Source organism: Mycolicibacterium sp. XJ870 (assembly GCF_053483975.1).
Genome location: NZ_JBEFTI010000007.1, coordinates 1 through 19250, shown reverse-complemented (window position 1 = coordinate 19250; position 19250 = coordinate 1). Strand labels below are relative to the sequence as shown.

Sequence of the window (19250 nt, the reverse complement as noted above, 5' to 3'; positions counted from 1 at the left end):
GCTGCTGAGGTTGGCGGGTGCCACGTGGTTTCACCAGAGGGGTCGAGGGTTCCAGTGGGGCTAGTGAGGCGTTTTCCGCGACTTTGTCGCTAACAGGCGGGCGGAACGGCATGTTCGGTCGCTCCCGGAAGATGTGCGGTCGCTTCTGCAATATGCGTGGCCCGGACTGCCACCTTGATTTATTGTTAGGTTTTCCCAACAATAAGTTGTATGAGTCCGGTGAGACGTGGGGACAACCTCCCGATTCACAACCGCATCGGCGTGCTGCGCGCCGAGCGGAGGATGACGCGGGCCGAGCTTGCGACGCTGATCAACGTGAACCCGCAGACCGTGGGCGCCTTGGAACGGGGCGACCATTGCCCCAGCCTCGATCTGGCGTTCCGGATCTGCGATGTCTTCGGCCTCCCCGTCGAAGCCGTCTTCTCGCGTGAACCATTCACCCCACTGTCCGCCGAGGTCTACGGACAAAGGGCACGAGCGGAAGGAAATGATGGAGATGTCTCGACCCAAGATGCAGGTTGAACCGACCCTGCTCGATCGATATCAGGACTACCGCACCCGGCGGTTCCTCAAACGCGAAAGCACATATGCGAATTCGTTGCCGAGCTGGAGAAATCAGCGTCGGCGCCGAATCCTTGTGGCTTGGCTGGCTGCGACGTTCACGTTCATGTTCGCGGTGGCTGTGCTGTGCGCGTTCGGCGTGAAATGGGCTCCGCTGCTGTGGCTCCCGGCGTGCGTGGCATTCTTCCCGACGTGGATCGCACTGCAGATCGTGTCCGGACGCCGTGGCGACGCGCCGCAGGCGGCACTGGACGAATACGAGATCGCGCAGCGGAACAGCGCCCGCTCGATCGGGCTGACCGTGACGCAGAACCTGATGATGGTTCCGATCTTCTATCTGATCTTCGGTGCGGTGCTCACCGGCGGGACTGACCAGGACATGGCCTACGCCGGTGGCCTCATGGCGCTGACCGTGTTGCTCATCGGTGGTTGCACACCCGCGATGATTCTGGGCTGGACCCGCACCGACCCGGACGTCGAAACCGCGTAAACGTGGATTCATGTGGCGTGTGTCGCAACGAACAGGTTCGATAGGTTGTTTTGACACCCGCCGAGCGTGGGTAGACGAACTGCATGATGGCAAAACTGTTTACCCCAATGTTCTTTGCAGGCGCCGCGGCGACCTCGATTGCACTCGCCCCGGTTTCGATGGCTGAGCCGCCTCCGCCACCGCCGCCGTGCGTCAACGCCGACGGCACGCCGTGCGCGGACCTCGGGACTGCCGGTCCCGGCGGAGCCACCGGCCAAATCCCCGGGGGTCCCGGCGGCACAGCCGGCCCGGGTGGCGCCAGTGGTGCCATTCCCGGTGGTCCCGGCGGTGCGGCAGGGCCTGAGGGCGCTACCGGCGTGATTCCGGGCGGCCCGGGCGGTACAGCCGGCCCGGGTGGCGCAACCGGCTCGATCCCGGGTGGCCCCGGCGGCACAGCCGGACCTGAGGGCGCCACGGGCTGCATCCCGAACGTGGGCTGCGCGACCATTCCGGCCCCGTAAGCCCCTAGGTGATGTTCGGCTAGACCGAACGCCCGCGCTCAACCCGATAACGGCGCACCAGGGCATCGGTGGAGCCATCGGACTGCTCGGCCGGTGACGCCTCCGCGGTGATCACCGGCAGCAGTGCCTTTGCCTGGGTCTTGCCGAGTTCAACGCCCCACTGATCGAACGAGTCGATACCCCAGATCACACCTTCGGTGAACACCTGATGCTCGTAGAGCGCGATCAGCTGGCCGACGACAGACGGCGTCAACCTGGTAGCCAGGATTGACGTCGTCGGTCGGTTGCCCGGCATCACCTTGTGTGGCACGACCTCGGCCGGAGTTCCCTCTGCGGCAATCGCTTCGGCGGATTTGCCGAACGCCAGCACCTGGGTCTGGGCGAAGAAATTGCTCATCAGAAGGTCATGCATACTGCCGGTGCCATCAGCGGTGGGTAGGTCGTCAGTGGGCTGGGAGAACCCGATGAAGTCCGCCGGAACCAGCCGCGTGCCCTGGTGCAGCAACTGGTAGAAGGCATGCTGGCCGTTGGTTCCCGGTTCGCCCCAATAGATTTCACCGGTGTCGGTCGTCACGGGTGTGCCATCGGCGCGTACCGACTTGCCGTTGGATTCCATGGTCAGCTGCTGCAGATACGCCGCGAACCGCGACAGGTCGTTGGAGTAGGGCAGCACCGCACGGGATTGGGCGCCAAAGAAATTCGAGTACCACAGCCCGATCAATCCGAGCAGTGCCGGCGCGTTGGACGCCAGCGGCGCGGTGCGAAAATGTTCGTCGACGAGGTGGAATCCGGCCAGGAACTCGTCGAATCGCTCGCGTCCGATCACAGCCATCACCGACAGGCCGATCGCCGAATCCACCGAGTACCGCCCGCCGACCCAGTCCCAGAAGCCGAACATGTTCTCGGTGTCGATACCGAACTCGTCGACCAACTTCTCATTCGTCGACACCGCCACGAAATGCCGCGACACCGCCTCATCGCCGAGTGCGTCGACCAGCCAGCGGCGCGCGGCGGTGGCGTTGGTCAGCGTCTCCAGCGTCGAGAATGTCTTCGAAGCAACGATGAAAAGCGTTGTGGCCGGATCCAAGTCGGCAAGGGTTGCCACCAGATCGGCCGGGTCGACGTTCGAGACGAAACGCGCCGAGATCCCGGCGTCGGCGTAGTGGCGCAGCGCGTCGTACACCATCACCGGGCCCAGATCCGAACCGCCGATGCCGATGTTGACGACGGTCTTGATGCGCTCGCCCGTCGCGCCGGTCCACTCGCCGCTGCGCAACCGGTCGGTGAACGCGCCCATGCGATCCAGCACAGCGTGTACGTCGGCGACCACGTCCTGCCCGTCAACCGTCAACGAAGCGTCAACAGGCAGTCGAAGCGCGGTGTGCAGCACCGCGCGGTCCTCCGAGGTGTTGATGTGTTCGCCGGCGAACATCGCGTCGCGGCGCGCTTCCAGCTCGGCGGTGCGGGCCAGGTCGACCAACAACTCCACGGTTCGGCGGGTGATGCGGTGCTTGCTGTAGTCGATGTAGAGGTCGCCGACGGTCAGTACCAGGTCAGATCCGCGCGAGGGATCCTCGGCGAACAACTCCGTCAGATGCTTGTCGCGGATGTCGTCGAAGTGGCTCGCCAATGCCTGCCAGCTGGGGGTTGACGTGATGTCGGCACTCATTGTGTCGACCTTAATGCGGCGCTCGGTTTGAAGGTGTACATGATGGATGTATGCGCACTGAAGACCTGATTGCATCCGTACCAACCGGACTGTGGATCGGCGGCGAGGAACGGAAGGCGTCGTCGACGTTCAACGTGCTCGATCCAAGTGACGACCAGGTGATCACCTCCGTGGCCGATGCCACCGCCGAAGACGCGATCGCCGCACTCGACGCCGCCTGCGCCGTGCAGGGGGAGTGGGCCGCGACCGCGCCCAGAGAGCGGGGCGAGATCCTGCGCTCGGTGTTCGAGAAGATCAACGAACGCGCCGACGACATCGCCGCGCTCATGACGCTCGAAATGGGCAAGGTGCTCGCCGAGAGCAAGGGTGAGGTGAAGTACGGCGGCGAGTTCTTCCGCTGGTTCGCCGAGGAGGCCGTACGTATCGACGGCCGCTACACCTCGTCTCCGGCGGGCACTGGCCGGATCATCGTCACCAAACAGGCCGTCGGCCCCTGTTACGCCATCACGCCGTGGAACTTCCCGCTGGCGATGGGCACCCGCAAGATGGGCCCGGCCTTTGCCGCGGGCTGCACCATGATCGTCAAACCCGCGCAGGAAACCCCGTTGACCATGCTGCTGCTGGCCAAGCTCATGGACGAGGCCGGCCTGCCCAAGGGTGTGCTGTCTGTCCTGCCCACCAGCGACCCGGGCACGGTCACCACCGCGCTCGTCGACGACGGCCGGCTGCGCAAGCTGACGTTCACCGGCTCGACGGGCGTGGGTAAGGCCCTGGTCAAGCAGTCGGCGGACAAGCTGTTGCGGACGTCGATGGAGCTGGGCGGCAATGCGCCGTTCATCGTGTTCGACGATGCCGACGTCGACGCCGCGGTGGAAGGGGCGCTGCTGGCCAAGATGCGCAACGGCGGTGAGGCGTGCACCGCGGCCAACCGCTTCCATGTCGCCAACTCGGTCCGCGAGGAGTTCACCGAGAAGCTGGTCAAGCGGATGAGCGAATACACCCTCGGCAAGGGTCTCGACCCGTCATCGACGTTGGGCCCGCTGATCAATTCCAAGCAGGTCGCCACGGTCACCGAGCTCGTCTCCGACGCGGTGTCCAAAGGCGCGACCGTCGCGGTCGGCGGCGTCGCCCCCAGCGGACCGGGCAACTTCTACCCGGCCACCGTGCTTGCCGACGTGCCCGATGACGCCCGCATCCTCAAGGAGGAGGTGTTCGGGCCCGTCGCGCCGATCATCGGATTCGACACTGAGGACGAAGGTGTCGCGGCAGCCAACAATACCGATTACGGCCTGGCTGCCTACGTTTACACGCAATCGCTGGACCGCGCGCTGCGGGTGGCCGAGGGCATCGAGTCGGGCATGGTCGGCATCAACCGCGGAGTGATCTCGGATCCGGCGGCACCGTTCGGCGGCGTCAAGCAATCCGGGTTCGGCCGTGAGGGCGGCACCGAGGGCATCGAGGAGTACCTCGACACGAAATACATTGCGCTGACAAAGTAACCACTCTTCGAGAGCAGTCAGAAAAGTCCCCCCGACACGCCGGTGTCGGGGGACTTTTGTGTCTGCTCGCCAGGGATAGTCTTGTGCTTCGACGCCAGACGGGAGGGCATGACGTGACTGCGCCGCCAGTCCGTGCTGCCGGTCTTGCCGCTCGCCGAAGCCGAACCGTCCCCCCGCGCTCCAGCGGTTTTCGCGCGCCCGCGCGCGCCGCAATCCCCGCACTCGACGGCATCCGAGCCATCGCCGTACTGCTTGTGCTGGCCGGCCACGGGGGTGTCCCGGGAGTGGCCGGGGGCTTTATCGGCGTCGACGTCTTCTTCGTGCTCAGCGGTTTCCTGATCACCTCGCTGCTGCTCGACGAGTTCGCCCGCAATGAGCGCATCGACCTCAAAGGGTTCTGGGTCCGTCGGGCCCGCAGGCTGCTGCCCGCGATGGTGGTGATGACGCTCGCGGTGGTCGCGGTGCGTGATCTGTTCCCGCTTGAGGCGGTGGCATCGCTGCGCGACGACGCGGTCGCTGCGTTCTTCTGGATTGCCAACTGGATCTTCGTCGTTCAGCAAGCCGACTACTTCTCACAGGGCGCCACTCCGTCGCCGTTGCAGCACACCTGGTCGCTCGCGGTCGAAGAGCAGTTCTACTTCCTGTGGCCGGTGCTGGTGCTGGCCGCGGCGCTGGTGGTGCGTCGTCGGTCGATGCGCACTGTGCGGCTCACGGTCTTCACACTCGCCGCGACGGGCGCGGCTGCCTCGGCCGCCGCGGCCATCCTGCTGGTCAACGAGGACTCCCTCAACCGGGTGTACTTCGGCACCGACACCCGCGTGCAGGCGCTGCTGATCGGGGCCGCGGCGTCGGCGCTGCTGGTACGGGACTGGTCGGCGCTCAAGGCGTCAGGCACGCTGCTTCGCACCCGCTGGCGGCGCTGGATCGCCTGGCTGTTGCCGGTGCTCGGGCTCGGGGTGTTGGCGGTGGCCGCGCATCTGGCGACGGGCAGTGCCGACGACTTCCGGCACGGCCTGCTGATCGTGGTTGCGGTAGGTGCGGTCCTGGTCGTCGCGCCCGTCGCGCTCGACCAGGACGGATATGTGGCCCGGGCGCTGGCATGGCGGCCGCTGGTCGCGCTCGGCGCCATCTCCTACGGCGTCTATCTGTGGCACTGGCCGATCTTCCTGATCCTCAACGGCGAACGCACCGGCTGGTCCGGTTGGTCGCTGCTGGCACTGCGGTGTGCGGTGACGATCGCGGTGTCGTGGCTGTCGTGGTGGCTGATCGAGCAGCCCGTGCGACGCTGGCGTCCACAGCATGTGCCGATGCTGCCCCTGGCCGCCGCCACGGTGGCCACCGCGGCCGTCGTCACCATGACCGTCCTACCCGTCACCACCAAGCCCGCCGAACCCACGGGACCCGACATCATGTCGGCGGGTCTGATCGGGCCCGACGTGGGGGCCGAAGTGCCGGTTGCGGTCGGATCGTCCCCGCAGCGCCGGGCGCCCGGCACCCAGGCGGTCGCGGTGTTCGGTGACTCGGTCGCGTGGACGTTGATGCGGTACCTGCCGAAGACCCCGGGCTTGAGTTTCAGTGACTACACGACGATCGGCTGCGGGATCGCGCGCGGCGGGCCCTACCGGTCGTCAGGGGAGACCCTCAACCAGAAACCCGAATGCGACACCTGGCCCGAACGCTGGAACCTGCGGATTCACCACGACCGCCCCGACACGGTGCTGCTGATGATCGGCCGCTGGGAGATCGTCGACCGGATGCGGGGCGGCGAGTGGACGCACATCGGGGATTCGGCGTTCGACAAATACCTGCGTAGCGAGCTCCAACGGGCGCTCGACATTCTCAGCTCGACCGGGTCACGCGTGGTGGTGACGACGGCGCCGTACAACCGGCGCGGCGAGCGGGCCGACGGGAGCCTGTACCCGGAGGATCGGCCGGCGCGCGTCGAGGCGTGGAACAAGCTGCTGCGCGAGGTCGTCGGCAAGCGGCCGAACGTCTCGGTCCTGGACTTCAACGCCAAGCTCAACCCGGACGGCGAGTACACCTCGCGGGTCGACGGGATCAGGATGCGCAGCGACGGCGTGCACCCCACGGCCGAGGCGGTCAAGTGGTTGACGCCGTGGTTGGTGGATTCGCTGAATAAGCCTTAGTGGCCGAGGCGCCCGCGGCCCATCCGCAGCAGCAGCATGGCCAGGTCTTTGCCCTCGGGGCCCAGCACGCTGTAGCGCTCGATGACCTTCATCTCCCGGCTGTGCACCAGTCGGGTGCCGCCGGAGGCCATACGGGCTTTACCGATCTCCTTGGAAACCTCGGTACGCCGCTGGATGGCGGCCAGGATGGTGGCGTCGAGTTCATCGATCTCGCGACGCAGGTCATCGATCTCAGGCACGGTGTCGATGGTCTCAGTCATGGTGGACTCCTCGTTGTGTGGGGGTCGCAAACCGGATTCGGGCCTCACACAAGAAACAAGCCCCGGATCCGGATGCGGACCGCGGGGCTGGAAGGGATGCAGCTAAACCACGGGCACCGCTGGCCGGTACCCGTAGAAAAATCGCTGCTGCTCGTTGAGCACGCGTTCGAGTCTGCCACCAAGCCTCGCGTCGACGCAAAGGTTGTCCCTGCCCAGCGGTAAGTTTGAGGGCAATATGACCTCCCTTTCTACGGCCACCGAAACGGACCAGCTCCTTGACGGCCTCAACCCGCAACAGCGCCTCGCTGTGCTGCATGAGGGTTCGCCGCTGCTGATCGTCGCAGGCGCCGGTTCGGGCAAGACTGCGGTGCTGACTCGCCGGATCGCCTACCTGCTGGCGGCGCGCGACGTCGGCGTCGGTCAGGTGCTGGCCATCACCTTCACCAACAAGGCCGCCGCCGAGATGCGCGAGCGGGTGGTGCAGTTGGTGGGCCCGCGGGCCCGCGCGATGTGGGTGTCGACGTTCCACTCCACGTGTGTGCGGATCCTGCGCAACCAGGCCTCGCTGCTGCCCGGGCTGAATTCGAACTTCTCGATCTATGACTCCGACGATTCGCGGCGCCTGCTGATGATGATCGGCAAGGACATGGGGCTGGACACCAAGCGGTACTCGCCGCGGCTGCTGGCCAACGGCATCTCCAACCTGAAGAACGAGCTGATCGGCCCGGCCCAGGCCGCCGCCGAGGCGTCGGAGGCCGCCGAGGAGATGGCGAGCATCGTCGCCCAGGTCTACGCCGAGTACCAGCGGCGGCTGCGCGCGGCCAACGCACTGGACTTCGACGACCTGATCGGCGAAACGGTCGCGGTGCTGCAGGCCTTCCCGCAGATCGCCCAGTACTACCGCCGGCGGTTCCGGCACATCCTGGTCGACGAGTATCAGGACACCAACCATGCGCAGTACGTGCTGGTGCGTGAACTGGTCGGGCACCACCTCGACGAGAACGACGGGGTGCCGCCTGCCGAACTGTGCGTGGTGGGTGACGCCGACCAGTCCATCTACGCGTTCCGCGGTGCGACGATCCGCAACATCGAGGACTTCGAGCGCGACTATCCCGACGCGACAACCATTCTGCTGGAACAGAATTACCGCTCCACCCAGACCATCCTCAACGCGGCCAACTCGGTCATCGCCCGCAACGCCGGCCGTCGCGAGAAGCGGTTGTGGACCGACGAAGGCGAGGGTGAGCTGATCGTCGGTTACGTCGCCGACAACGAGCACGACGAGGCCCGGTTCGTCGCCCAGGAGATCGACTCCCTGACCGACCGGCACGGGTACAGCTATAACGACGTCGCGGTGTTCTACCGCACCAACAACTCGTCGCGTGCGCTGGAAGAGGTGTTCATCCGCGCCGGCATTCCGTACAAAGTCGTTGGCGGCGTGCGGTTTTACGAGCGCCGGGAGATCCGGGACATCGTCGCCTACCTGCGGGTGCTGGACAATCCCGGTGACTCGGTGAGCATGCGTCGCATCCTGAACACCCCGCGGCGCGGCATCGGGGACCGGGCCGAGGCGTGTGTGGCGGTCTATGCCGAGAACACCGGCGCGAGCTTCAACGACGCGCTGCAGGCTGCGGCCGAGGGTCGGGTGCCGATGCTCAACACCCGCTCTGAGAAGGCGATCGCATCGTTTGTGCAGATGCTCGACGGGTTACGGGCAAAGCTTGACGACGAGCTCGGCGATCTGGTCGAGGCAGTTCTCGAACGCACCGGCTATAGGCGCGAGCTGGAGGCCTCTAGCGATCCGCAGGATCTTGCCCGGCTCGACAACCTCAACGAATTGGTCAGCGTCGCACACGAATTCAGCATCGACCTGGCCAACGCGAAAGCGCTTGCCGAAGAGGGCGAAGGGGAGCCCGTCGACGAGGACATCCCCGACACCGGTGTGCTGGCGCAATTCCTGGAGCGGGTGTCGCTGGTCGCCGACGCCGATGAGATCCCCGAGGAGGGCGCCGGGGTCGTGACGTTGATGACGCTGCACACCGCCAAGGGGCTGGAGTTCCCCGCGGTGTTCGTCACCGGCTGGGAGGACGGCATGTTCCCGCACATGCGGGCACTGGGGGATCCGACCGAACTGTCCGAGGAACGGCGGCTGGCCTACGTCGGCATCACCCGGGCCCGTCAGCGGCTCTACCTCAGCCGGGCCAAGGTGCGCTCGTCGTGGGGGCAGCCCATGCTCAACCCGGAATCGCGTTTCCTGCGGGAGATTCCGCAGGAGCTTATCGATTGGCGGCGCGTCGAGGAGGCCCCCTCGCTGAGGAGCGGGCCGGTCGGCAACGCCGGGCGCTACGGCACACCCCGGCCGTCACCGTCGCGCCCCGCTGCAGCGCGCAACCGGGCGACGATCACGCTGGAACCCGGCGACCGGGTGACCCACGACAAGTACGGGCTCGGGCGCGTCGAGGAAGTGTCCGGCATCGGCGAGACGGCGATGTCGCTGATCGACTTCGGCAGCGCGGGGCGCGTCAAGCTGATGCACAACCACGCGCCGATCCAGAAGATTTAACGTTGATCCTGCGGTGAGGGCGTGGGTTTCTCGCACTTTCGCACCCCGCACGCAGAGTGAACTGGACGGCCGTCCTCAGCCGTGGTTCCACGGCTGGTCGATCACCACCGCGGGCACCGGCAGTTGTGATTCCGGCAGCGGCGGAACTGACTTCAGTATCGGATTCTGATCGCGACGGGAGCCCGCCGTGCGTCCGGAGCCCCAGCCGATCACTGCGCGGTAGCCGCCGAACAGTCCGGCCCGCCTGACCGCGTCTTCGGAGGCGTGCGGGCTGCCCGCCGCCACGGGTGCCGAAACCGGTGAGACGTACAGCGCGTCGACGGGGCAGTACGCCTCGCACATGAAGCAGGTCTGGCAATCCGACTGCCGGGCGATGACCGGAATACCGTCGGCGCCGCGATCGAACACATCGGTGGGGCAGACCTTCACGCAGACGTCGCATGCGACGCACGCCGATGCACTGACGACCTCGATCACGCTACTGCCTCCGATGAGATGAGCTGTGGTGCAACAGGGTCGGGTGCGGTCCAGACGGCGTCCAAACCCCCGACGAGGATCCGGTGATCGAACCGCTGGTCACTGCCGGGGAGGTCCTCACGCCGGTGCAGACCGCGACTCTCCGCTCGGGCCATCGATGCCGCGGTGATCCACCGTGCGGCCGCCGCCATCGCGACGGCCTGGCGCGGTTTGTACGAATCTCGCGGCGCCACCGGTGCGAACCCGTCGGCGATATCCCGCCACACCGTTTCCAGCGCGGCGGCGGATTCCCGGAGGCGATCGGAAGACTTCAGATAGCTGCGCTGCGGCGGCAGGATGTGCGACTGAACTGCTCGCACCACGTCCTCGACCGTTGCCCCGCCGCGACGTGCCGGCCGCGACGGGATGGAGACGGTCGCCCCGACTGGGCGGCACCGGCTGAACTCCGCGGCCCCGCGCCCGGCGAACGTGCCCGACGCGATCGCCCATGAACCGTTGCGGCTGCCGCCGCCGGACAGTGATCCCGTGATGAGCTCGCGGGTCGCCGCGTCGCCGGCCGCATAGAGTCCGGGAACTGTTGTCGCACAATCTGGCCCGGTGAGGCGCAGCCCGCCGGTGCCGCGGACGGATCCCTCGTAGACCATCCTGATCGGGTATGCGGTGGTGAACGGGTCGATGCCGGCTTTGTCGAGTGGCAGGAAGTAGTTCGGTTGGGCGTCGCGCATTGTCTGCCGGATGTGTTCGGGTGCGCGATCCAACCGGGCGAACACGCGCCTGCCCTGGGCCAGCGCGAGCTGCGCATCCTGGCGCCCGCCCAGCCCGAGTTGGCTGGGGAACGGCCGGCCGTGCTCGTCGTAGAAGCTGCCCCACTGCAGCATCCGGCCCTTGGTGTGGGTACCCCACTCGGGTGCGAGCGCGTACGCGGTGCAGAACTCCATGCCGGACAGCTCGGCGCCGTGTTCGGCGGCCATCAGCAGCCCGTCGCCGGTGTTGACGTTGGTGCCGAAGGTTCCGGACAGGAACGCGGTGCCGCCGGTGGCGACGACGACCGCGCCGGCGCCGATCCGCCACGGGCGACCACCGTCCTGCCGGGCAATGCCGTTGGCGCCGTTGACGACACCGTCGTCGTCGACGGTCAGCTCGAGGGCCGGATGGTGATCGAGGATGCGGACCCCGCTGCGGTGGGCCTTGCGGCGCATGCGCCGCATGTACTCCGGCCCCTGCAGGCTGCTGCGCATCGGCTTGCCGTCAGCGCCCACCGGAAACGGATAGCCCCACTGGGCCAACTGTTCGACGCGGCTCCACGAGGTGGCAAGTACCCGGAACATCCAGTCGGAGTCGGTGATCCGGCCCGCGGCCAGTTCGCGTTCGCGGATCGACTCCTCACGGCGAGGCCCGGGTGGGATGAGCCACAGATTGTTGCCGCCGGCTGCGGTGGCGCCGCTGGTACCGCAATATCCCTTGTCCACCAGAGTGACTCGGCTACCACTCTCGGCCGCGGAGATCGCCGCCCAGGTGGCGGCCGGGCCGCCGCCGATCACCAGCACATCGGTGTCGTCATCTGGTTCGGTCATGGCCCACCTCCTCGATGACCCCGAGCTCCGACAGCAGAATGCGGCGCAGCTCGTCGAAACCGTCATCACCGCGGCTGCGCGGAAACGGCAGTTCGACGCGGAGATCCAGCGACACCCTGCCGCCCGAAAGCACCACCACCCGGTCGGCGAGCAGAATCGCCTCGTCGACGTCGTGGGTGACGTGCAGCACCGCCATGTGCCTGCGCGCCCACAGCTCGTGCAGCAGTCGGTACATCTTGAGTCGGGTGAGGGCGTCGAGTGCGCCGAACGGTTCGTCGAGCAGTAGCAGGTCCGGTTCGCGTACCAGCGCTCGCGCCAGTGAAACTCGTTGTGCTTCACCGCCGGACAAGGACAGCGGCCAGGAGCGAGCCTTGTCGGTCAGACCGACCTCGGCCAGGGCGGCCTGCGCACGGGCGGTGCGACTGGGTGTATCGGGCCCGGCGTCGCGCAACGCGAAGGTGACGTTGGCCAGGGCCCGTCGCCACGGCAGCAGCCGCGGGTTCTGGAACACCACGGCCCGGGACCGGGGAACCACCACCGACCCGGTGACCTGATCGTCAAGGCCGGCCAGGATCCGCAACAGGGTGCTCTTGCCTGATCCGGAGCGGCCCAGCATGGCCACGAATTCGCCGTCGTCGATGCGCAATTCGAGATCGTCGAGAACCTGCTGCGCCCCGAATGCGCGCCGCAGCCCGCGGACCGTGACCACGGCGGAACTCATGCCGGGCCCTCGAAGCCGTCGAAACCATTGCGCCAGGACAGCAGCACCCGCTCGAGCACCCGCACCAATGTGTAGGACAGCAGGCCTGCCACGGCGTAGATGACGATCACCAGCAGCGAGACGTCGAACTGCAGATTCGTCTGCGCGCGGGACATCAGGAACCCGATGCCCTCGGTGGTGTTGATCATCTCCGCGAAGATCAGGCTCAGCCATGCGCTGGACAGTCCAAGCCGCAGGCCCACAAGGAAGTTCGGCATCGCCCCCGGCAGGATCACCTGGGTGATGAGCTGGCCCCGCCGGGCCTCTAAGGTCTGGGCCATCTCGACGAGTTGGCGGTCGACACCACGGATTCCGGAGTAGGTGTTGATGTAAATCGCGATCGCGACGCCGGTGGTGATGAGCACGATCTTCGGGCCTTCGCCGATGCCCATCCAGATGATGAGCAGCGGGGTGAGCGCGAAATTCGGTACCGCTTTGAGGATCTGCATGGTCCAGTCGAGCAGGTCCTCGCCGGTGCGGGTGAGCCCCGCGAGGACCGCCAGCAGCACGCCGATGAGGATGCCCAGGACCGTACCGGTCAGCACCCGCGTCGCCGAAGCGCCGACGTGGGTGGCCAGTTGGCCGTCGCCGAGGAGCCGCCAGGCAGTGGCCGCGACGTGGGTGGGCGGTGGGAACAGGTCCGGGTCGAGCAGCTCGGTAGCCGAGCCGATGGTCCACGCCGCCAGGATCAGCAGCGGGCCCATCAACCGGCGCAGTGGGCGTGGAATGCGCGACCACAGGCTCGTGCGTCGGCCGCGTTGTGAGATGACCTCGACGAGTTCCGGTCCGGCGGCCTCGGCGACAGCTTCCGCGGTCACGGTCATGATGTGGCCCCGGCCCATTCCCGTACGGAGTACTCGTTTTCGAGTGAGCCGTCAGCGCGGAGGAAGTTGTAGGCAGCCTCAAGTTGGTTTACACCGACCGCGGGAAAGGCCTCGGTGTTGAATTCGTCGACGCGCGTCGACTTTTGGACGTGTTCGAGTTTCGCGCCGTCGGTCTCGGCGACCCATTTCAGATAGTCGTCGAAGTTCGCGTTGATGTCACGGTTCACCGCGGTGACCGCCTGCTGCCAGGCGCCGACGAACTCGGGGTGCTGGCCGGTGAACGACGTCAGAGCGATGTTGGTTCCGGTGCTGCCGAAGCCGTGGCGGGACAGGCTGTCGATCACCGGAAAACCCTTCTCCTGCAGCTCGACTGCGCTGGCACCGCCAACGATCGTCGCGTCGATCTGGCCAGAACTCAGCCCCGCGATGGATTCGGGCGTGGGCACATCGCGAACCCGGATCTGATCGGTGAGGCCTGCGGCGTCGATGAGTTGGCGCGCGACGCGGTCGCGAATGGTGCCCTGTGGGGCGGTGATGGTCTTGCCCACCAGGCCGCGAATATCGGTGGGCCCGCCCTTGGCCCCGATGAGCTGATGATCGCCATTGACCGAATCAAGCGCCAGCAGAACCACTTTCGAATCTTTGCTGCGAGCCCGCAAGCCGGAGTTGTCGCCGACTGCCGCGACGTCGATCGCGCCGGCGAACAGCGCCGAGGCGACATCGCTGCCCGACTGGAAGAACGCGTACTCGATCTTGTTCACACCGGCCGCCTTGAGTTGTTCGGCAAGGATGCCCTGGCGGTCGCCCCAGCCCAGTGAGCCGGCCGGCGTCCCCGTCACCGACGTCGCACCGATACGCAGCGTGTAGCCGCCAGAACTGTTGTCGTTACTCGAGCAGGCGACCGCCGTTGCGGCGATTGACCATACAAAGACCATGCGCAATAAGCGGCTGAACATGCGGTTAGTAGACGTCGGTTCGGGGTTCAGAGCGACTGTTTGGATCAGGGTGACTGGAAGAATGCTGAGGGGAAGGAGGCTGAGATGGCAGAGACGACGGCGGGCGAGGTGATGGCCGAGCTGGCTGAGCTCGAGGACCCGAAGATGCGCGCGGTCAACGAGAAGCACGGTGACGATCACGGGGTCAACCTCAGCAAGCTGCGCGCGGTCGCGAAGCGGCTGAAAACGCAGCAGGACCTCGCGCGCGAACTCTGGCAGACCAACGACAGCGCGGCCAGGCTCCTGGCGGTCCTGATCAGCCGCCCGAAGGCGTTCGAGCGCGATGAGCTGGACACCATGTTGCGCGAGGCGCGCGCGCCGAAGGTGCACGACTGGCTGGTGAACTATGTGGTGAAGAAGAATCCGCACGCCGAAGAGCTGCGCGTGGCCTGGTTCGCCGATCCCGATCCAGTGGTGGCGAGTGCCGGCTGGGCGCTGACCACCGACCGCGTGGCCAAGAAGCCCGAGGGGCTCGACCTATCCGGACTGCTCGACGTGATCGAGGCCGAGATGAGAGACGCCCCGGATCGATTGCAGTGGGCAATGAATCACTGTCTGGCCCAGATCGGCATCGAACACCCCGAGCACCGCGCCCGGGCGATCGACATCGGTGAACGTCTGGAGGTGCTCAAGGACTACCCGACTCCGCCGAACTGCACATCGCCGTTCGCGCCCGCCTGGATCACCGAGATGGTGCGTCGGCAGCAGGATAAGTAGGGCACACGTACTAACTCCGCGCGCCCGCGCTCCAGCGCGCGGTGGAGGGCAAAAGCGTGAACAGGATGCTGGCCACCGGTAGCGCCGGCATCGCGTACACGACGGGATGGAATTTGGCGCCTGCGATGAACAGGCTGCCGAAGATCAGCAGCCCGATGGTCGATCCGACGACGATCAACAGCCGGCCCATCCGGCGGCGCAGCAACAATGCGATGAGGCCGCCGATGGTTGCTGCGGCCGATATCGCTGCCAAGAATCCGATGGCCACGCAGAACAATTGGTCGGTGCGCCACCAGCCGGCGATCAGGTCGGTCGCGATGACGCCTGTCGCCCAGCCGCTGAGAATGCTCAGCACCGCGGTCGCCACTGCGGACCGGGGATTGATGTTGGCAGCGGTGCGGGGAATGGCGACAGGACGGGCCTGCGGGATGTAACTCGTCCGCGTGTCGTCTGCCGGGCTGCCGATGAGCCCGGTCTCGGCCGTGGTTCCCGCGGTGCCCGGGATGAGGCCCGTCTGCGCGTCGGTGCCGGAGCTCCCGGGGATCAGGCTGGTCTTGGGCTCCGCGTCGCCCACGGTCGGGATGGCACCGGTGGGGTGACGCCGAATGATGCTGGTCTTGGGTTCGTCGGTGTTGGGCACCGGAGTCGGCACCGGACGGGACTGGGCGGCCTCGGGCTGCCGACGGAGGATGCGAGTGTTGTCGTCCTCGTCGCTCACTGCGCCAACATTAGCCGCCGGGGCTGAGCCCGCGTTTGGCCAGCCAACCGGTCGGATCGATGCGGCTTGACCCGTTGGGCATGACTTCGAAATGCAGGTGGGGCCCGGTGGAGTTGCCTCGGTTGCCCATGGTGGCGATCTGATCGCCGGCCATGACGCGCTCGCCGACACTGACCAGCCACGTGTTGATGTGTCCGTACAGCGTCACGGTGCCGTCGGAGTGGCGCAGCTTCACCCAGGCGCCGTAACCGGCGGTTGGCCCGACGTCGATCACGACACCGTCGGACGCCGCGTAGATCGGCGTGCCGATGGGGCCGGCGATGTCGATGCCGCCGTGCAGCACGCCCCAGCGGTAGCCGAAGCCGGATGTCCACACGCCCTTGGTCGGCATCACGAACAGCGGACGGGACAGCCGGGCCTCGCGTTCGGCGCGCTCCTGGGCGAAGGCGGCCGCTTTGGTGATCTCCTCGGCGTGCACCGACGAGTTGGTGTTGGAGGCCACGGAGACGATCTGCATGCCATCCACGGAGCCGGTGACGGCAGCGCCGTTCACCATGGTCGACCCGGAGGCCAGCACGGTGTCGTCGGCGGCCTGGGCCTCGGTGCCTGCGCCCATTGAGTACGCACCGGCGGCGGTGGCGCCCGCGGCCATGGCCGCGATCATCAGGCGGCTCTTGACGGGCCCGGCGGTCTCCTTGCGGTGCGCACCGCGGCGACCGGCCATGTCGATGATGTCTGTCGCGGCCACACCGTCGCTGACGTCGGTGTGGCTGTCGCGGTATGCGTAGCGAGAACTGCGCTCGTCACCGGCATCGGGTCGGAACCGCGACGGCACGACCAACCGGACCGGGACGAGGTCGTCGGTGTCGTGCAGGTCGTCCAGCTCGGGCGCTTGGATGACGCGGGCTTCCCGGTCGAATGCACCGGAGTTGTGGAACTCCAGATCGGCCAGCTTGCCGAACTCGTTGAACGGAATGATGTCCGTGACTTCGGTGGCGTCGAGCTCGTCGGGTGAAAGGACCTTCCGCTCCCGTGCGCTCGTCGCTGCTCCCTTGGGAGACAAGGACGAACGATGCTGCGGCAACCTAAAAGATCCTTTTCGTCGTGACCTGACCGTTATCTGGACCAGAGGCACGTTAACCAAATCCCAATGATGGTGGCAACTTATGTGGCTATTCCGCGCCAGAATGTGAGCTGTATCACGGTTTGCGATCGGTGAGATCTGCCACATGAGCGGTAGGCGGTGCCTAAGCCTCACTCGGCGATGGATAAAGTTCCTCCGGGCCCGTCACGAAGGTACCGGACCGGGCAGCTTCGAAGCGCGTTCGAGGCCAAGCAGACAGACAACGCCTATCTAGGAAGCAAATGGATCTCTTCGAATACCAGGCGAAAGAGCTGTTCGCCAAGCACAACGTCCCCACGACTCCCGGCCGGGTAACCGACTCCGCAGAGGACGCCAAGGCGATCGCCGAGGAAATCGGCCGACCCGTCATGGTGAAGGCACAAGTCAAGGTCGGCGGCCGTGGCAAGGCCGGCGGCGTCAAGTACGCAGCCACCCCCGACGACGCGCTCACGCACGCCGGAAACATCCTCGGTCTCGACATCAAGGGTCACGTCGTCAAAAAGTTGCTGGTGGCCGAGGCGAGCGACATCGCCGAGGAGTACTACATCTCCTTCCTGCTGGACCGCGCGAACCGCACTTACCTCGCGATGTGCTCGGTCGAGGGCGGCATGGAGATCGAGGAAGTCGCCGCCACCAAGCCCGAGCGGCTGGCCAAGGTGCCGGTCGACGCGGTCAAGGGTGTCGACGAGGCGACCGCCCGCTCGATCGCCGAGCAGGGTCATCTGCCCGCCGAGGTGCTCGACGCCGCTGCGGTGACCATCGCCAAGCTGTGGGAGGTGTTCGTCAAGGAGGACGCCACCCTGGTGGAGGTCAACCCGCTGGTGCGCACGCCCGACGATCAGATCCTGGCGCTGGACGGCAAAGTCACGCTGGACGCCAACGCCGACTTCCGTCAGCCCGGGCACGCTGAGTTCGAGGACAAGGACGCCACCGATCCGCTAGAGCTGAAGGCCAAGGAGAACGACCTCAACTACGTCAAGCTCGACGGCGAGGTCGGCATCATCGGCAACGGTGCGGGTCTGGTCATGTCGACTTTGGACGTGGTCGCCTACGCGGGCGAGAAGCACGACGGCGTGAAGCCGGCCAACTTCCTCGACATCGGCGGCGGCGCCTCTGCCGAGGTCATGGCCGCCGGCCTGGACGTCATTCTGAACGACTCACAGGTCAAGAGCGTGTTCGTCAACGTGTTCGGCGGCATCACCGCGTGTGACGCTGTCGCCAACGGCATCGTGCAGGCGCTGCAGATCCTGGGCGACGAGGCCAACAAGCCGCTGGTCGTGCGTCTGGACGGCAACAACGTCGAGGAGGGCCGTCGCATCCTGGCCGAGGCCAACCATCCGCTGGTGATTCAGGCGGACACCATGGACTCCGGCGCCGACAAGGCCGCCGAGCTGGCGAACAAGTAAGGGAGACTTGAAGTGTCGATATTTCTGAACAAGGACTCCAAGGTCATCGTCCAGGGCATCACCGGCGGCGAGGGCACCAAGCACACCGCCCTGATGCTCAAGGCGGGCACTCAGATCGTGGGCGGCGTGAACGCGCGCAAGGCCGGGACCAAGGTGTCCCACGTCGATAAGAACGGTCAAGGTGTCGAGCTGCCGGTGTTCGGCAGTGTGGCCGAGGCCATGAAGGAGACCGGCGCTGACGTGTCGATCGCCTTCGTGCCGCCGGCCTTCTCGAAGGACGCGATCATCGAGGCCATCGACGCCGAGATCCCGCTGCTGGTGGTCATCACCGAGGGAATCCCGGTGCAGGACACCGCGTATGCGTGGGCCTATAACGTCGACAAGGGGGAGAAGACCCGCATCATCGGGCCGAACTGCCCGGGCGTCATCACCCCCGGTGAGTCGCTGGTCGGCATCACGCCGAACAACATCACCGGCAAGGGCCCGATCGGCCTGGTGTCGAAGTCGGGCACCCTGACCTACCAAATGATGTACGAGCTGCGCGATCTCGGCTTCTCCACCGCCATCGGCATCGGCGGCGACCCGGTCATCGGCACCACCCACATCGACGCCATCGAGGCCTTCGAGAAGGACCCGGAGACCAAGGTCATCGTGATGATCGGCGAGATCGGCGGCGACGCCGAGGAGCGTGCCGCCGACTACATCAAGGCCAACGTCACCAAGCCGGTCGTGGGCTACGTCGCGGGCTTCACCGCACCGGAGGGCAAGACCATGGGCCACGCCGGCGCCATCGTGTCGGGCTCGTCGGGCACCGCCGCCGCCAAGAAGGAGGCCCTTGAGGCCGCCGGCGTCAAGGTCGGCAAGACCCCGTCGGAGACCGCCAAGCTGGCTCGGGCCATCCTGGAGGGCTAACCTCTCCGCGCGAGCAGACGCGAAACCCCCCAAAAACTCTGGTTTTTGGGGGGTT

General features: G+C 66.4%; 17 protein-coding genes and 1 pseudogene. 9 read left to right on the top strand and 9 right to left on the bottom strand.

Features of this window, described 5'->3' with window-relative positions:
- Nucleotides 1–210: 210 nt before the first annotated feature.
- The 3 genes from ABQF30_RS22305 (at nt 211) to ABQF30_RS22295 (ending at nt 1551) form a co-directional block, all read left to right on the top strand.
- Nucleotides 211–522, top strand: coding sequence for a helix-turn-helix transcriptional regulator (locus ABQF30_RS22305; RefSeq protein ID WP_448467851.1), 312 nt, complete (start codon nt 211–213; stop codon nt 520–522).
- Complete coding sequence (locus ABQF30_RS22300; protein ID WP_448467849.1) at nt 497–1051, top strand: hypothetical protein; 555 nt, start codon at nt 497–499, stop codon at nt 1049–1051. The genes ABQF30_RS22305 and ABQF30_RS22300 overlap by 26 nt, the downstream gene beginning before the upstream one ends.
- An 83-nt stretch (nt 1052–1134) precedes the next feature.
- Nucleotides 1135–1551, top strand: a complete 417-nt coding sequence (locus ABQF30_RS22295) for a hypothetical protein (protein ID WP_448467847.1) — start codon at nt 1135–1137, stop codon at nt 1549–1551.
- Between the two features lie 19 nt (nt 1552–1570).
- On the opposite strand, the gene pgi is transcribed toward ABQF30_RS22295, so the two are convergent.
- The gene (pgi, locus tag ABQF30_RS22290; RefSeq protein ID WP_448467845.1) at nt 1571–3220 is read right to left on the bottom strand and encodes a glucose-6-phosphate isomerase; all 1650 of its coding nucleotides are present in this window, start codon (nt 3218–3220) and stop codon (nt 1571–1573) included.
- A 50-nt stretch (nt 3221–3270) separates the two neighbouring features.
- On the opposite strand from pgi, the gene ABQF30_RS22285 reads away from it, so the two are divergent.
- Nucleotides 3271–4719, top strand: coding sequence for an NAD-dependent succinate-semialdehyde dehydrogenase (locus ABQF30_RS22285; RefSeq protein WP_448467843.1), 1449 nt, complete (start codon nt 3271–3273; stop codon nt 4717–4719).
- Nucleotides 4720–4832: 113 nt separating this feature from the next.
- The gene (locus tag ABQF30_RS22280) at nt 4833–6866 is read left to right on the top strand and encodes an acyltransferase family protein (RefSeq protein ID WP_448467841.1); all 2034 of its coding nucleotides are present in this window, start codon (nt 4833–4835) and stop codon (nt 6864–6866) included.
- Here the strand turns inward: ABQF30_RS22280 and ABQF30_RS22275 are convergent.
- Nucleotides 6863–7174 carry a chorismate mutase gene (locus tag ABQF30_RS22275; RefSeq protein ID WP_448467839.1) on the bottom strand — a complete coding sequence of 104 codons (312 nt, stop codon included), beginning with the start codon at nt 7172–7174 and terminating at the stop codon, nt 6863–6865. The genes ABQF30_RS22280 and ABQF30_RS22275 overlap by 4 nt on opposite strands.
- Before the next feature lie 187 nt (nt 7175–7361).
- Between ABQF30_RS22275 and pcrA the strand changes: the two genes are divergently transcribed.
- A complete protein-coding gene (gene pcrA, locus ABQF30_RS22270; RefSeq protein WP_448467837.1) occupies nt 7362–9689 on the top strand; it encodes a DNA helicase PcrA in 2328 nt (775 codons plus the stop codon).
- Between the two features lie 75 nt (nt 9690–9764).
- Here pcrA and ABQF30_RS22265 read toward each other — a convergent pair whose 3' ends face one another.
- Genes ABQF30_RS22265 through ABQF30_RS22245 form a run of 5 tightly spaced genes read right to left on the bottom strand, consistent with a single transcriptional unit; the run spans nt 9765 to nt 14280 of the window.
- Nucleotides 9765–10166, bottom strand: a complete 402-nt coding sequence (locus ABQF30_RS22265) for a 4Fe-4S binding protein (RefSeq protein ID WP_448467836.1) — start codon at nt 10164–10166, stop codon at nt 9765–9767.
- Entirely contained in the window at nt 10163–11740 is a 1578-nt protein-coding gene (locus ABQF30_RS22260; RefSeq protein WP_448467835.1) for an FAD-binding protein, read from the bottom strand. The genes ABQF30_RS22265 and ABQF30_RS22260 overlap by 4 nt, the downstream gene beginning before the upstream one ends.
- Entirely contained in the window at nt 11724–12461 is a 738-nt protein-coding gene (locus ABQF30_RS22255) for an ABC transporter ATP-binding protein (protein WP_448467834.1), read from the bottom strand. Before ABQF30_RS22255 ends, ABQF30_RS22260 begins: the two co-directional genes overlap by 17 nt.
- Nucleotides 12458–13324 (bottom strand): ABC transporter permease, encoded by an 867-nt coding sequence (locus ABQF30_RS22250; RefSeq protein WP_448467833.1) that lies wholly within the window; start codon nt 13322–13324, stop codon nt 12458–12460. The genes ABQF30_RS22255 and ABQF30_RS22250 overlap by 4 nt, the downstream gene beginning before the upstream one ends.
- Nucleotides 13321–14280 (bottom strand): ABC transporter substrate-binding protein, encoded by a 960-nt coding sequence (locus ABQF30_RS22245; protein ID WP_448467832.1) that lies wholly within the window; start codon nt 14278–14280, stop codon nt 13321–13323. The genes ABQF30_RS22250 and ABQF30_RS22245 overlap by 4 nt, the downstream gene beginning before the upstream one ends.
- A gap of 84 nt (nt 14281–14364) precedes the next feature.
- Here ABQF30_RS22245 and ABQF30_RS22240 point away from each other — a divergent pair, with 84 nt between their 5' ends.
- Nucleotides 14365–15036 (top strand): DNA alkylation repair protein, encoded by a 672-nt coding sequence (locus ABQF30_RS22240; protein ID WP_448468335.1) that lies wholly within the window; start codon nt 14365–14367, stop codon nt 15034–15036.
- A 10-nt stretch (nt 15037–15046) separates the two neighbouring features.
- Here ABQF30_RS22240 and ABQF30_RS22235 read toward each other — a convergent pair whose 3' ends face one another.
- Both ABQF30_RS22235 and ABQF30_RS22230 read right to left on the bottom strand, forming a co-directional pair.
- Nucleotides 15047–15754: a hypothetical protein gene (locus ABQF30_RS22235; protein WP_448467830.1), complete on the bottom strand. Its 708-nt coding sequence runs from the start codon at nt 15752–15754 to the stop codon at nt 15047–15049.
- 10 nt (nt 15755–15764) lie between these two features.
- Nucleotides 15765–16838: a M23 family metallopeptidase gene (locus ABQF30_RS22230; protein ID WP_448467828.1), complete on the bottom strand. Its 1074-nt coding sequence runs from the start codon at nt 16836–16838 to the stop codon at nt 15765–15767.
- Between the two features lie 278 nt (nt 16839–17116).
- On the opposite strand from ABQF30_RS22230, the pseudogene sucC reads away from it, so the two are divergent.
- A pseudogene (gene sucC, locus ABQF30_RS22225) lies at nt 17117–18283 on the top strand (ADP-forming succinate--CoA ligase subunit beta); the annotation flags it as partial.
- A gap of 12 nt (nt 18284–18295) precedes the next feature.
- Nucleotides 18296–19195, top strand: a complete 900-nt coding sequence (gene sucD, locus ABQF30_RS22220; protein WP_448467826.1) for a succinate--CoA ligase subunit alpha — start codon at nt 18296–18298, stop codon at nt 19193–19195.
- Nucleotides 19196–19250: the final 55 nt, after the last annotated feature.